The organism is Streptomyces sp. S3(2020) (assembly GCF_013044505.1).
Lineage (GTDB): Bacteria > Actinomycetota > Actinomycetes > Streptomycetales > Streptomycetaceae > Streptomyces.
Genome location: NZ_JABERD010000005.1, coordinates 63,809 through 78,149, shown reverse-complemented (window position 1 = coordinate 78,149; position 14,341 = coordinate 63,809). Strand labels below are relative to the sequence as shown.

The window sequence follows — 14,341 nt, the reverse complement described above, 5'->3', positions numbered from 1 at the left end:
TCATGGGGTGCGGACAGGAGCGGCTCACGGCCACGGGACGAAACCCTCGTGCCGCACCGTCCAGCCCTCCGCGGGGAAGCCGGGACACTCGCCGTCCGCCCCGTCCCAGCCGCCGGCCATGAGGGACACGGCGGCGAGCAGCGCGCCGTTGGAGGGGAGGTAGACCGGAAGCAGGCTGCCGATCTGAGGGGTGTGCCCGGTCGGCAGGTACTGGTTCTTCGGGGTGTCCATCAGCAGTGCGTCCACCGCGAGGTCGGGACGCCCGACGCGGGTCGCGGTCATCGCCATGACCGGGAAGTCCCAGCCCCAGGCGCTGTTCCACTCCCAGTCGGCCCGGACGTCCTGGAGGGTGGCCGTCATGACGCCGGGGTCGACGAGCGGGGTGCTCGGGACGAAACCGAGGGCGCACAGCAGCGCGGGGTGGTCGTCGCGCTTGAGGTAGGGCTCGGTGGCGATGGCGGTGTAGAGGCCGTCGCGCCGGTGGGGCAGGGCCAGCCCGTCCTGGACTCGCTGCCACTGCTTGTCCCGCTCACGGCCGGTGCGCTCGCGCCAGCGCTGGGCGATCTCCAACCCCCACCACCAGTAGGCGAGTTCGAAGGTGGGGTCCTCGGTGGTCGTGGCGTCGTAGAACTCCTGGGCGGGTAGCAGAGGCGCCGGCAGGTGGTAGGTGCCGTCGCGTTCCTCGACGAAGGAGACCATGAACGCGGCGGTGTCCTCGACGAGTTCGGCGAAGCGTGTCACCAACTCGCTCTCGGGGCGGCTGCGGTGGAGCAGTTCGAGGAGGTAGAGGGGGTGGGGTTGCTGCCAGATCAGGAACACCCCGATGTCGGAGGGGCTTTCGCGGCCGTCGGGGCCGGTCTGCTTGGGCCAGCGTGCCCCGTCGTAGTGCTGGCGCTGTGCGGTGGCGCGGGCCTCGGGGAGGATCGACAGGTACCAGTCGAGGCTGCGTTCGAGGAGTTCGGGACGGCCCCAGGTGGCGAAGTGGGCCGCGTGCCACCAGTGCATCTCCAGGTGGTGCTTGCCGTGCCAGGAGTTGGTGATCAGGCCGGTCTCCTGCGGTGGCAGGGCACCGGAACAGTTCACCGCCGTCAGGTACTGCGAGAGCACCACCCGTCGCTCCAGCTCGACCGCTCGCGGATCGGCGCTGCCGGTGAAGTCGATCGCGGCGCCCGAGGTCCAGAAGTCACGCCAATGCGCGGCGGATGCCTGCGCGAGGGAGGTGAAGTCGTCGTCGAGGGAGGGAATTTCGCCCTCGGGGGAGAAGGACGCGACGAGTTCGAGGGTGTCCGAGTCGGTGGTCAGCAGATACTCGTGCGGGTTCCGCGTCGGTCCTACGACACCTGCCGACCAGCTCAACCGGACGCTGTATGTGGTGTCGTCGACGGTCCGGCGCAGGACGCACCCGGTGTCGGTGACCTCGTCGAGGTCGGTGCGGTGGCGTTCCGGCGCGGTCCAGTCGCTGGTCTGGAAGAAGCCGTCGCTCGGGTAGGGGAAGCGGAGCACGACCCCGGCCAGCCCGTCGGCGAGCAGCTCGGACTCGATCCGGAAGGCGACGCGGGCCCGTTCCGGATCGGCGACGGTGGTGACCCGGGCCTCCTGGCCGGCGTAGGTGAAGTGGCTGCTGATCGTCCCGGTCCACAGGTCCAGGCACTGTTCGGTGTCCCGCAGGGCTCCGGGGCCGGTCTCGGGCGCGGCGTCGGGGGAGGGGCGCAGCAGGAGACCGATGCGGCCCAGGTCGAGTCGCTGGGGGTTGGCGCTGAGCCAGGCTCCGGCGCGCATCTCCTCGGGCAGGTCGCCGCCCATCATGGCGGCGATCCCGAACTTGTCCGGGTAACTCACCGTGCCCCGGACCGTGTTGTGCTCCGTCATGGCGTCCGGGAGGGTGTACCCCTCGGGGTTGGGCATGGCGTGCCAGCCCCAGGTGCTCATGGTCGCGGTGTTCACGGCGAGACGGCGTTCCGCCATCGCGGCGCTCTGGTCGTGGTGCGCGGGGAAGGACTGCATGCCGGTGATGTCAGCCGTGTAGGCGAAGTCGCCGTTGCCGACGGTGAGCACGTGGGCGGGGTCCGGTTCGGTCAGGCGGACGGTGTGCCGGCGGACCAGCGATTTCCTGTCGATCACGAGGGTGCTTTCCTTGTCGGACGGTGTTGACTGCTTCATTCGACGGTGATGACGGCTTCGACCGGCTCGCAGTCCGGCGCGGTGGCCAGGACGCGGATCTTCCCGGTGCCGGTGGGCCGTACGACGGCCAGGGCGCGGCCTTCGTGAGTGTGCCGTTCGGTCGCGTCGAAGCGTTCGTGCGACGCGGGGGCGGCACTGCCGAAGCCGATCAGTTCCCCGGCACCGGTGACCTCGACCTCCACCTGGCGGTCGGCGGCGGTGTGCAGGGTGCCGGCCGCGTCGGTGAGGGCGAGGGTGACGTAGGCGAGGTCGCCGCCGGTCGCCTGGACGACCGGGCGGTCGCTCTCGGCCGTCAGCCGCACGGGACCGTTGGCCCACTGGAGGCTGGTGCGGCCGGTCTCGACGCCGTTGCGGTAGGCGACGGCGACGAGCTCTCCGGGGACGTACACGATGTCGAACTCGGTGCGGAAGCGGTGCTCGGCGCCCACGGGACGGCGGCCGAAGGAGTTGCCGTTGCCGATCAGTTCGACCTCGTCGGCGTCGGAGTACACCTCGACGGTGATCGGCTTGCCCTCGAAGCCGGGCCAGGTCCAGCTCGCCAGGGAGTCGCTCCAGGCCCAGGGGCCGCCGATGGGGGTCAGACCGTGGTTCTCGGGGCGCCGGACGGCGATGTAGGGCGCGCTGCGCAGGCCGAAGACGATCTCGCGGTAGTAGGAGGCGGGGCGGCGGTGGCCGGTGATGTCGATGTCGCCGCTGCCCGCGAGGAGGTGGGGGAAGGGGGCGGTGTGCTCGGGGCGGGGGTTGTCCGGGGTGGCGAACTGGGGGCGGCCGATGCCGACCTCGCCGATGTAGTCCCAGCCGGTCCAGGTGAAGTCGCCGATGACGTGGCTGTGCTGTTCGACCAGCTTCCAGTTGCCGTCGATGCGGGTGGGGAAGGTCTCGGTGCCCAGGATGATCCGGTTCGGGAAGAGCTCGCGGTCCAGGGCGTAGCGGGCCTCGGCGTAGTTCATGCCGGCGATGTCGAGGACGCTGAAGGACTCGGCGGTGCGCTGGGTGACCAGGTCGGAGGCGCTGACGTAGTTGATCATGTCGCCGGCGTCGGCCATCTGGGAGTTGACGCCCCCGCCCTGCTCCTGCTGTCCCTGGCGCAGTGCGGCGAGGTCGGACATGACCGCGAGGAAGCCGTTGACGGCGTTGGTGACGTAGCGCGTGCTGTCGAGGGAACGGACCTTCTCGGCGAGCTTGCGGCCCCACGCGGCACCGAACGGGGAGCCGGCCTCGGGGATCTCGTTGCCGATCGAGTACATGATGACGCTGGGGTGGTTGTAGTCCTTGGCGACCATCGCCTCGACATCGCGCTCCCACCACTCGGGGAAGTGCAGGCTGTAGTCGAAGCCGCTCTTGGCGGACGTCCACACGTCGAAGGTCTCGTCGACGACGAGCATGCCCAGGCGGTCGCAGGCGTCGAGCATCGCCTTGCTCATCGGCTGGTGGGACATCCGCAGGGCGTTGAAGCCGGCGTCCTTGAGGAGCCGCACCCGCCGTTCCTCGGCGCGGGCGTAAGTCGCCGCGCCCAGCGGGCCGTTGTCGTGGTGGACGCACGCGCCGCGCAGTTTGACCGTACGGCCGTTGAGCCGCAGCCCCTGGTCGGGGTCGAGGCGGAGGGAGCGGATGCCGAACGTCACGTTGTCGCTGTCCACCGGTTCGCCCTCGGAGCTCAACGCGACGTGACAGCCGTAGAGATGGGGGTGGTCCACGTCCCACAGGCTCGCCTCGCGTATGTAGAGGCGGGAGCGGACGACGGCGTCCTCGCCGGGCAGCACGGTGACCTTGGTGATGTCGCCGGTGACGGCGTTCCCCGAGGCGTCGCGCAGGTTCACCGCGAGGTCGAGGGTGCGCGGCGCGAGGGAGTCGTTGCGCAGGTGTGTTGCGACCTCGACGGTCGCCCGGCCGTCCTCGATGTCGAGGGTGGTGACGCGGATGCCGTCGGGAACGACGCGTACGACGTCGCCGGTGAGCATCCAGACGGGACGGTAGATGCCGGCGCCGGTGTACCAGCGGGCGTCCTGGTGGGCGCGGGCCTCGACGCGGATCTCGTTGTCCTGGCCGTGGCGCAGGTACGGGTCGGCGTCGATGTGGAAGTGGGAGTATCCGTAGGGGCGTTGCCCGGCGTAGACGCCGTTGATGTGGACGGTGGCGTCGCGGTAGACGCCCTCGAACTCGAACTGGACGCGCTGGCCGCGCAGTTCCTCGGGGACGAAGAACGTCTTGCGGTACTCGAAGACGCCGCCGGAGAAGTAGGCGCCCGCACCTCCTTCCATCGTCACCTCGCCGTCCGGCGCGACCCGGTCCTGGTCGATCATCGCGTCGTGGGGGAGGGTGACCGCCTGGAACGGGGCCACGGGGCCGGACAGTTCGGCGAAGGGGTTCACCTTGCGCCGGGTCTGCCAGTCGTCGTTGAAGGAGGTGCGGATCATTGCCTGCCTTGTCTGTTCGGAAGAGGCGGGAGGGGGGTGGGGATCAGGCCGCCTGGCCCGCCTCGACGGTGTCGGTGCGGCGCGCCTTGGGGATGAGGGCCACCAGCAGGGTGCCGAGGCCGCAGGCTCCGGCGACGAGCAGGAAGCCGCCCGAGTAGCCGCCGTCCAGGTAGAACTGCGTGCCCTTCATGACCACGCCGTCCTGGGCCATGACCGTGAACACCAGCTGGCTGACGACCACCTGGATCACGCTCTGGATCAGCCACTGGGAGCCGTTGGCCAGGGCCTGCTCCTCGGGTGCGACCGACTCGATGATCATGATCGGCAGTACGGCGATGACCAGACCCATGCCAGGACCGGAGATCAGGCCCAGGAGGACGAAGTGCCAGATCTCCGTGTGGAGTTGGGAGGCGACGACGTAACCGACGGTGGTGAGGGCGCCGCCGGTGGCGAGCAGGATGCGGGTGTCGACGCGGCGGGCGAGCCATCCGGTGACGATCGCCGACACGATCACCAGGACGCTGATCGGTGACTGGACCGTGGCGCTCTTGGTGGCGGACCAGCCCAGGCCGTCGGACATCGTCGGGATGTGCGGCATGAGGGTGAGGATCATGGTGACGGTGCCCACGGCGAAGGTGGCTCCGGCGCCGACCGAGGCGGCCAGGAAGACGGTCCACACCCGGCGCCGCTTGATCAGCGACAGGGGGAGCAGGGGGTCGGCGGCGCGGGACTCGAAGGGCAGGAACAGCAGCACCGCGAGGATGCCGAGTCCGATCCAGGTCAGGGTCTTTCCGCTGGTCCAGCCCCAGGCGGAGCCCTCGCCGATGCCGTAGACGATCGCGCTGAGGCCGCCGCCGAGCAGGAGGCCGCCGATCCAGTCCATCCGCCGGGCCGCCTCGCGGACCGGGCTCTCGGGCACGCACAGCAGCTGGAGGAGCAGGCATACGGCGGTGGAGACGACGATGAACCACAGGGCGCCGCGGAAGCCGTGGTGGTCGATCAGCCAGGCCGACAGGAACGGTCCGCCCAGGCCCACCAGGCCGATGCTGGCGGCCAGGACACCGCTCGCCGTGCCGACCAGCTTGCGCGGGAAGATGTCGCGGGCCAGGGCGTAGGCGATGAACACCGTGGCCCCGTAGGCGCCGGCGATGACGCGTCCGGCGATCAGAGTGGAGTAGTCGGTGGCGACGGCGGCGATCACATCGCCGAGCAGGCCGATGCTGGTGGCGACGACCATGACGCGCTTCTTGCCGTACATCGCGGCGGCCTTCATCGCGAACGGCGTCAGGAACGTGCCCAGCAGCGCGCCGCCGAGGGTGAACCAGGCGATCTGCGTCGTACGGAAGTGGACGGCCACCTCGGCCTGCGAGGTGCCGGAGAGCAGACCCGCGATGGGGTTCAGGGCGACGGTCCACAGGAGGGCGACGAGCGCGAGGAGATGCCGGGAGGAGAATCTCGTCCCCTCGGCGGCCTGCGAGGCGTCGGGGGCGGTCTCGGTTGAGGACATGGGGTACCTTTCACAACTTTGTGAAACGTTTCAGTCGACTGTCGACGACTTCCTGTCGGTGGGGGGTGGGGGGATTGCGATCACGTTTCGTTAGTGATGCGCGTAAGTGACGCGCGTAAGTAGAAAACAGCAGCACGTCCCCGACGGCAAGATGCGAGAAGGTAACGAGCTGGTAACGCGATGATCCGGGTGGCCCAGGTGATCCGGGCGTTCGGTCAGGAGGAGAGCCGCTTGACCAGGCGCAGGCTGTCCCCCGGCCCGCCCAGGGTCATCCGGCGGCCGGTCAGACCGGCCACCACGGCCTCGGCCCGGTGCCGGCCGGCCTCCTGGAGGTCGAAGTAGACCGTGGAGAGCGGCGGCGCCGCGAAGCGGGCCATCGGGATGTCGTCGGCCCCGACGACCGCCAGGTCGTCCGGCGCGGTCAGCTCCAACTGCCGCATGGCGGCGAGCAGGGCGATGGCGTGCTCGTCGTTGAACGCGCACACACCGGTGATCCCCGCCTCCTGCCACTGCTCCACCACATGGGCCAGCGCGGCGATCTCCAGTTCGGTGGCACCGAGCGCGAGCGGAGCGGCGACACCCGCGTCCGCGCACGCCTCGGCGACCCCTTGAAGGCGCTCCTCGCCCATACGGCGGAAACGCTTCGGCGACGGCGACAGATAGCCGATCCGGCGATGACCACGGCCGATCAGATGCTCGGCCTGCATGCGTCCCAGCGGGGGCATGGCGGAGAGATGGGCGTCGGTCGGCGGCAGCACGACACCCACACCGAGTCCGCGCAGGGCCTGGACGGTCGCCTCGTCGAACCCCTCGAAGCCGAGCACCGCCGAGGCGCCCACGGTGGCGCACACATCCGTCACCGACCTGCCGCGCTCGGCCATCAGATGGGTGACCAGGGTCAGACCATGGTCGGCCAGGGCCACGGTCAGTTCCTCGACGAAGCGGCTGATGCTGGGGCCGATGGGCAGATCGGGGATGGACAGCAGCACGATGTCGCTGCGCCCGGCCGCGAGCGCGCGGGCGGAGGCATGGGGTCGGTACTGGAGGCGTTCGGCGGCGGCCCGGACCCGCTGCCGGGTCTCCTCCGGGATCGTCTGCCCGGGGCGGTTGTTGAGCACGTAGCTGACGGTGGTGCGCGAGACGCCGGCCGCCTCGGCGACATCGGCGCTGGTGATCCGCTTCGCGGGACGCGTCATGACCCTCTGATCCGTCCGAGCCGTCGGCGCGGCAGGGCGCGCATCCGCCCCACGACCCTGCCCGCCGCCTGCCACGGGTGTCGGCAGGCACGCCCGATGATACGCGTCCCGGGACTCCGTCACTGACGCGCATCAGCCCCTCGCGGAGCTCAGGGCCGGCCGGCGACACGGGTGCGCTCCATCAGACGCTCCAGCGTCTCGTCCAGCGCGTTGCCGTCCACCAGCCCCACGACCCTCTTCATCGGTACGTCCTGCACCGCCTGGAGCAGCTCCGGCCGGTCGCCCAGCTGCATGCCCTGGTCGGGGAGGGCGGCGGCCAGCTCCTGGAGGAGGGTGGAGCCGACGACGGGGTGGGTGACCCACTCGCCGAAGGTGGACTCCAGGGTCAGTTCCTGGGCGACGGCGTCCCCGGCGAGGGAGACGGTCGCCTCGGCGACCACGGTGGCCGCGTTCTCGCAGATCTGGATCCGGTGGTCGCCGGGCGCGACCGCCCAGCCGGCGCCTTGGACGTCGTAGTGCGCGAAGGCGCGGCGGCCCAGGTCGAACGTGAGCCTGCGGGACTCGCCGGGCTCCAGCGGGACCTTGGCGAAGGCGCGCAGCTCGCGTGCCGGTCGCCGTACCGGTCCTGCGTCGGTGGCGACGTAGACCTGGACGACGTGCTTGCCCGCGCGGTCACCCGTGTTGGTGACGGTGACCGAGGCGCGGGCCGAGTCGTCGCCGGTGGCCGCCACGGACAGGTCGCCCACGGCGAACGTGGTGTAGGACAGGCCGTGCCCGAACGGATGGCGCACCGCGGTGCCGGTCGCCCCGTACCAGCGGTAGCCCACCATCACGCCCTCGCCGTAGCGGACATGGCCCTGCTCGCCGGGGAAGTTCACGAAGCTGGGGTTGTCCTCCAGGCGCACCGGAAGCGTCTCCGCGAGCCGGCCCGACGGGTTGACCTCGCCGAACAGCAGGTCGGCGATGGCGCCACCGCCCGCCTGGCCGAGCAGGAAGCCCTCCAGGATGGCGTCGGCCCCGTCGTGCCAGCCCTCCAGCGAGACGATCCCGCCGTTGGACAGCACCACGACGGTCCGGGCCGCCGCGGCGGCGACGGCACGGATCAGGTCGACCTGTACGGCCGGGAGCTGGAGCGTGTCGCGGTCGTACCCCTCGGACTCCGCGCTCTCGGGGAGCCCGGCGAAGACGAGGGCCACGTCCGAGGAGCGGGCCAGGCGCACGGCGGCCTCCCGCAGCGACTCGGCGTCACCCGTTCCGTCCAGGGTGAACCCGGCCGCGAACTCCACCGGGCACTCCCGCCCGGCCGCGAGGGCCCGGATCTCGTCCAGGGCGTTGTCGAGCCGGGTCGGACGCAGGTGCGAGCTGCCGCCCGCCTGGTAGCGGGGCGAGGCCGCGAACTCCCCGATGACCGCGATCCGTTGTCCGGAGGACAGGGGCAGCACGCCGTCGTCGTTCTTCAGCAGGACGGCGCACTCGGCCGCCAGTTCACGGGCGAGCCGGTGGTGGGCGTCGGTGTCGAAGCCGTCGGACCGCTCGGTCACCAGATCGGCCAGGGCGAGAAGGCGTCGTACGGCCGTGTCCACCACGGACTCGTCCAGCTGACCGTCGCGTACGGCGTCCACGATGCGCCGGGTGTGCTCGGGGGTGGGGCCGGGCATCTCCAGATCCAGGCCGGCGAGCACGGACGCCACCGGGTCGTGGACCGCTCCCCAGTCGGACACCACCGCTCCGGTGAACCCCCACTCCTCGCGCAGCACCTCGGTCAGCAGCCACCGGTTCTGGGCGGCGTGCACGCCGTTGACCTTGTTGTAGGCGGCCATGACCGTGGCCGGCGCCGCCTCGGTGACGATGTGCTCGAAGGCCGGCAGGTAGATCTCGCGCAGGGTGCGCTCGTCGACGTCGGCGCTGACGCGCATCCGGTCGGTCTCCTGGTTGTTGACCGCGAAGTGCTTCAGCGACGCGCCCACGCCCTGCTCCTGCTGGCCGCGTACGTGTGCCGCGCCGAGGTGCCCGGACAGCAGCGGGTCCTCGGAGTAGTACTCGAAGTTCCGGCCGCACAGCGGGGAGCGCTTGATGTTCACTCCGGGTCCCAGTACGACGTGGACGCCGAGGGCGCGGGCCTCCTGTCCGACGGCCGCCCCGACACGGGCCGCGACCTGCGGGTCCCAGCTGCTGCCCACCGCGACCGCGGGCGGGAAGCAGGTGGAGGGCAGGCTCTCGTAGATGCCCATGTGGTCGAACTCGCCGACCTGGCGGCGCACCCCGTGCGGTCCGTCGGTCAGGACGACCGACGGGAGGCCGGCGTCCTCCAGGGCGTGGGTGGACCAGAAGTCCTGTCCCGAGAGCAGTGCGGCCTTCTGCTCCAGGGACAGACGGGACAGGTCGATGTCGGGCATGCGTGCATCCTTCGAGGTCGTGGTGGCGGGGCCCACGGCGCGGATCGCGGGGACGGATCGCGGGGACAGATCGTGGGGCGGATCGCGATAGCGGCTCTACTGACGCGCGTCAGTTACGCGCGTCGATGGACCCTAACCGGATTACTCACAGTGGACAAGGCTGCCGGGTCCGGGCGGCCACGGATTCATCCGCCGGCCGTATTCGCGACTCCTCCTGGAGGAGGACAGCGGCGGGCCGGCTCGTGCGGTGGCACCAAGCCGGAATGCGGGCACCCGCACGATGCCCCGGCACACCCTGTCCCGTCAGGCTGGCCATCCACCCGAAACCTGACCTGGAGACCTGTTTCCTGTGGCTACCTTGCTCTACCGTCTGGGCCGCACCGCCTTCCGGCGCCGCTGGCTCGTGGTGCTGTTGTGGGCGGTGATCCTCGGCGGCGCCGGAGTCGGCGCCGCCACGGCTCCGGCCTCGTCCGACGACAGCACGTCGTTCATGCCCGGCATCGAGGCGCAGAAGGCGTTCGACCTGATCGGGGAGCGCTTCCCCGGAACCGACGCCAACGGCGCCGACGCGCGCATCGTGTTCGTGGCACCGGACGGCGAGAAGGTGACCGCCTCCGGCAACCGGGCCGCCATCGACGCGCTCGTGACGGACGCGGCGGACGAGCCGAAGGTCCTGAGCGCGGTGAGCCCGTTCACCGCGGGCGCGGTGAGCGAGGACGGCTCCACCGCCTACGCCACGGTGAACTACAAGGTGAAGGCCGAAGACCTCACCGACGCCGACAAGGCCGCCCTGGAGAAGGCCATCGCCGAGGCGCGCACCTCCGGCCTCACGGTCGAGGTCGGCGGCACCGCCCTCGCCGAGCAGCCCGCCGCGGGCGGCAGCGCCGAGGCCATCGGTATCGGTCTCGCCGCGGTCATCCTGCTGATCACCTTCGGCTCCCTCGCCGCCGCCGGCCTGCCGCTGCTCACCGCCGTGATCGGCGTCGGCACCAGCATGGCCGCGATCATGGCCCTGGGCAGCGTCTTCGGACTCTCCCTGACCACCGGCACACTCGCCTCCATGCTGGGTCTCGCGGTCGGCATCGACTACGCGCTCTTCGTGGTCTCCCGCTACCGGGAGGAACGCGCGAACGGCCACGCCCCGAGCGAGGCGGCCGGGCTCGCCGTCGGCACCGCCGGGTCCGCGGTGGTCTTCGCCGGCCTCACGGTCGTCATCGCGCTGGCGGGACTGACCGTGGTCGGCGTGCCCATGCTGACCAAGATGGGCCTGTGCGCGGCGGGCGCGGTGGTGATCGCCGTTCTGGTCGCCCTCACCCTGGTGCCGGCGCTGCTGGGCATGTGGCCGAACGCGGTGCTGTCCCGCCGTACCCGCAAGAGCAGGGCTGTCCGTGAGGCGGCCGACAACGGCGGCACCCGCTGGGCGCGCTTCGTGCTGCGCCGCCCGGTGGCCGTACTGGTGGCGTGCGTCGCCGGACTGGGTGTGCTCGCGCTGCCCGCCGCGAGCCTGGAGATGGGCATGCCGGGGGCCGAGTCCAAGCCGGTGTCGTCGACGGAGCGGCGTGCCTACGACGCGCTCGCGGACGGCTTCGGCGCGGGCTTCAACGGGCCGCTGACCATCGTCGTCGACGCCAAGGACGCGGCCGACGCCAAGGCGGCCGTGACCGCGATAGCCAAGAAGATCGGCGCCACCGACGGGGTCGTGTCCGTCTCACCGGCACAGTTCAACCCGGCCGGAGACACCGCGCTCGTCTCGGCCGTTCCCGCCACCGGGCCCAACGACGAGAAGACCAAGGACGTCGTCCAGACCATCCGCGCGGAACGCGCCGCCCTGGAACGCGAGACGGGGGCGACCTTCGAGGTCACGGGCAGTACGGCGATGAACATCGACATCGCCGACGCCCTCCAGTCCGCGCTCTTCCCCTACCTCGCCGTCATCGTCGTCCTCGCGCTGCTCCTGCTGCTGGTGGTCTTCCGCTCCGTGCTCGTGCCCGTCAAGGCCGCCTTCGGGTTCCTGCTGTCGGTGCTGGCCGCCCTCGGTTCGGTCGTGGCGGTCTTCCAGTGGGGCTGGGGCGCGGAACTGCTGGGTGTGGAGCAGGCCGGCCCGATCATGAGCCTGATGCCGATCTTCCTGGTGGGCATCGTGTTCGGTCTGGCGATGGACTACGAGGTGTTCCTGGTCGCCCGGATGCGGGAGGCGTACGTCCACGGGGACCGGGCTCCCGACGCGGTGGTCTCCGGCTTCCGGCACAGCGCCAGGGTGGTCGTCGCCGCGGCGGTGATCATGATCGCGGTGTTCTCCGGGTTCATCGGTTCCGGCGAGTCGATGGTCAAGACGATCGGTTTCGGGCTCGCCGTGGCGGTCCTCTTCGACGCCTTCGTCGTACGGATGGCGCTCGTGCCCGCGGTCCTGGCCCTGCTCGGTGACAAGGCGTGGTGGCTGCCGGGATGGCTCGACCGGCTGCTGCCCCGCGTCGACGTCGAGGGCGCCGGGCTCACGGCACCGTCGCCGGTGCCGGGCGACCATCCCGCGCCGCGGGAGCCGGCCCGCGTCTGAGGCCCGCACGAGCCCGCACGGGCCCGCACGAGTGATCGCGGCGCCGAGCACCTCGGCGCCGCGATCCGCGATGTGTGAGCATGGCCGTTCCCACGCAGTCCCTCGGAGTGTGATGAGTACCAGTTGGCGGCACCGGGCAGCGACCCGTCCGAAGGCCCTTGACCTCTCGGTGCTGTTCCTGCTGTTCGCCGTCACCGTCGCCGGTGTCCTGGTCACCTGGGCACTGGCCTCGGACCCGCTGCCGCTGTGGCCGGGCATCGCCCTGTCGGCGCTCGCCTGCGCCGCCCTGCACTGGCGCCGGAGCCACCCCCTGCTCGTCCTGACCGTCACGGCGCTGTGCGTGATGGCCGTCGGCGCGACGGGCTACCTCCTGACCCCGCTGCTGATGGGGCCGCTGCTGGTCGCGCAGTACGCCACGAGCGTGCGCACGAGCCGGCGCACCGGGTGGAACAGCGCCCTCGTCGTCACCGGCTGTGTGGTGGTCAGCGGCCTGGTCTTCCCCTCCTTCCTCGACTCCCTGGTCTTCGCCGTGGTCAACCCCACGGCGTGGATCCTGCTCTGCGCGGCCCTGGGCAGCTATCAGCGGGTACGCCGGGAGTACGCCGTGGCCCGCGCCGAGCACGCCGACCGGCAACGCGAGGAGGAGGCGCGCCACCGGGTCGTCCAGGAGCGCATGCGCATCGCACGCGAACTGCACGACGTGGTCGCCCACCACCTGACCCTGGCCGACGCCCAGGCCGGAGCCGTGAAGCACCTCCTGCGCACACAACCCGACAAGGCCCACGACATCATCGACAGGCTTCCGGAGACGACGGCCGCGGCCCTGCGCGAACTCAAGGCCACGGTGGGACTCCTACGACAGGACACCGACCCCGCCGACGACCTGGCCCCCGCGCCGGGACTGGACCGACTGCCCGATCTCGTCGACTCCTGTGCGGCGGCCGGCCTCCAGGTCGACGTCACCGTCGAGGGGCAGCGGCGCACACTCACCCCCGTACTCGACCTGACGGCCTACCGGATCCTCCAGGAAGCGCTCACCAACGTCACCAAGCACGGCACCGGCCGCACCGCCGAGGTACGGCTCGGCTACGCGCCCCGGCGGCTGACGCTGACCGTCACCAACGCCACCGCCCCCGATCGCGTCCCCGCGCCGTCCGGCAAGGGAAGCGGATTCGGCCTGATCAGCATGCACGAGCGCGCCACATCGGCGGGTGGCACTTTTCACGCGGGCCATCACGCCCAGGACGGTTTCCAGGTGGTCTGCACCCTGCCGCTCGACGCCCACGCCAGCGGTACCGACAGCCCCGACGAAAGTCCCGCCACATGACCATCCGTGTCCTGCTCGCCGACGACCAGGCCCTGCTCCGGGCCACCTTCCGCATCCTCATCGACTCGGTCGAGGACCTGACCGTGGTCGCGGAGGCCGCCGACGGCCAGGAAGCCGTCGACCTCACCGCCGAACACCGGCCCGACGTGGTCATCATGGACATCCGGATGCCGAACCTCGACGGGGTGGCGGCCACCGCCGCGATCTGCTCCCGGCCCGAGCTGTCGGACACCCACATCCTCATCCTCACCACGTTCGAGAACGACGAGAACGTCGCCAAGGCCCTGCGCGCCGGCGCGAGCGGCTTCCTCGGCAAAGGGGTCAGCCCCGACGTCCTGTTGTCGAGCATCCACACCGTGGCGGCCGGAGAAGCGCTGCTGTCGCCCGCGGCCACCAGAGCCCTGGTCACCCGCTTCCTGGCCACCCCGGACACCGACGACCTGCTCGCCCTCCCCGAAGCCGTCAAGTCCCTCACCGACCGTGAACGCGAGGTCGTGACGCTGGCCGCGCACGGCAGGTCCAACACCCAGATCGCCGACCGGCTCGTCCTGAGCCCGCTGACCGTACGCAGCCACATCCAGCGCGCCATGACCAAACTCGACGCCCGCGACCGCGCCCAACTCGTCGTCATCGCCTACCAGAGCGGCCTGGTGAAACCGCCTCCATCGACCTCCGGTACGCCAGACACGCTCTGACGTCCGTGGCGATGCGCTCGTGTGATGGGATGTCCACCGATGCCCGCAGCGGGCACGCGGGCACGTTG

Annotated in this window: 8 protein-coding genes; 3 read left to right on the top strand and 5 right to left on the bottom strand. The window is 71.0% G+C overall.

Annotation, left to right across the window (positions count from 1 at the left end; genetic code table 11):
- Window positions 1-24: 24 nt before the first annotated feature.
- The 5 genes from HLK59_RS03395 to HLK59_RS03375 form a co-directional block, all read right to left on the bottom strand.
- Window positions 25-2,121, bottom strand: coding sequence for a hypothetical protein (locus HLK59_RS03395; RefSeq protein ID WP_206326721.1), 2,097 nt, complete (start codon window positions 2,119-2,121; stop codon window positions 25-27).
- Window positions 2,122-2,156: 35 nt separating this feature from the next.
- Complete coding sequence (locus HLK59_RS03390) at window positions 2,157-4,598, bottom strand: glycoside hydrolase family 2 TIM barrel-domain containing protein (protein ID WP_171139670.1); 2,442 nt, start codon at window positions 4,596-4,598, stop codon at window positions 2,157-2,159.
- Between the two features lie 43 nt (window positions 4,599-4,641).
- Window positions 4,642-6,105, bottom strand: a complete 1,464-nt coding sequence (locus HLK59_RS03385) for an MFS transporter (RefSeq protein ID WP_171139669.1) — start codon at window positions 6,103-6,105, stop codon at window positions 4,642-4,644.
- Between the two features lie 215 nt (window positions 6,106-6,320).
- Window positions 6,321-7,301: a LacI family DNA-binding transcriptional regulator gene (locus HLK59_RS03380; protein ID WP_171139668.1), complete on the bottom strand. Its 981-nt coding sequence runs from the start codon at window positions 7,299-7,301 to the stop codon at window positions 6,321-6,323.
- Between the two features lie 149 nt (window positions 7,302-7,450).
- Entirely contained in the window at window positions 7,451-9,697 is a 2,247-nt protein-coding gene (locus HLK59_RS03375) for a glycoside hydrolase family 3 C-terminal domain-containing protein (RefSeq protein WP_171139667.1), read from the bottom strand.
- Window positions 9,698-10,046: 349 nt separating this feature from the next.
- Here HLK59_RS03375 and HLK59_RS03370 point away from each other — a divergent pair, with 349 nt between their 5' ends.
- The 3 genes from HLK59_RS03370 (at window position 10,047) to HLK59_RS03360 (ending at window position 14,273) form a co-directional block, all read left to right on the top strand.
- Window positions 10,047-12,251 carry an MMPL family transporter gene (locus HLK59_RS03370; protein WP_171139666.1) on the top strand — a complete coding sequence of 735 codons (2,205 nt, stop codon included), beginning with the start codon at window positions 10,047-10,049 and terminating at the stop codon, window positions 12,249-12,251.
- Between the two features lie 112 nt (window positions 12,252-12,363).
- Window positions 12,364-13,578 (top strand): sensor histidine kinase, encoded by a 1,215-nt coding sequence (locus tag HLK59_RS03365; protein ID WP_171139665.1) that lies wholly within the window; start codon window positions 12,364-12,366, stop codon window positions 13,576-13,578.
- Window positions 13,575-14,273, top strand: coding sequence for a response regulator transcription factor (locus HLK59_RS03360; protein WP_171139664.1), 699 nt, complete (start codon window positions 13,575-13,577; stop codon window positions 14,271-14,273). The genes HLK59_RS03365 and HLK59_RS03360 overlap by 4 nt, the downstream gene beginning before the upstream one ends.
- Window positions 14,274-14,341: the final 68 nt, after the last annotated feature.

Bases quoted from the DNA above. Each gene is read 5' to 3' on its own strand.
- HLK59_RS03390 (WP_171139670.1), bottom strand. From the start codon at position 4,598: ATGATCCGCACCTCCTTCAACGACGACTGGCAGACCCGGCGCAAGGTG.
- HLK59_RS03385 (WP_171139669.1), bottom strand. From the start codon at position 6,105: ATGTCCTCAACCGAGACCGCCCCCGACGCCTCGCAGGCCGCCGAGGGG.
- HLK59_RS03380 (WP_171139668.1), bottom strand. From the start codon at position 7,301: ATGACGCGTCCCGCGAAGCGGATCACCAGCGCCGATGTCGCCGAGGCG.
- HLK59_RS03375 (WP_171139667.1), bottom strand. From the start codon at position 9,697: ATGCCCGACATCGACCTGTCCCGTCTGTCCCTGGAGCAGAAGGCCGCA.
- HLK59_RS03365 (WP_171139665.1), top strand. From the start codon at position 12,364: ATGAGTACCAGTTGGCGGCACCGGGCAGCGACCCGTCCGAAGGCCCTT.
- HLK59_RS03360 (WP_171139664.1), top strand. From the start codon at position 13,575: ATGACCATCCGTGTCCTGCTCGCCGACGACCAGGCCCTGCTCCGGGCC.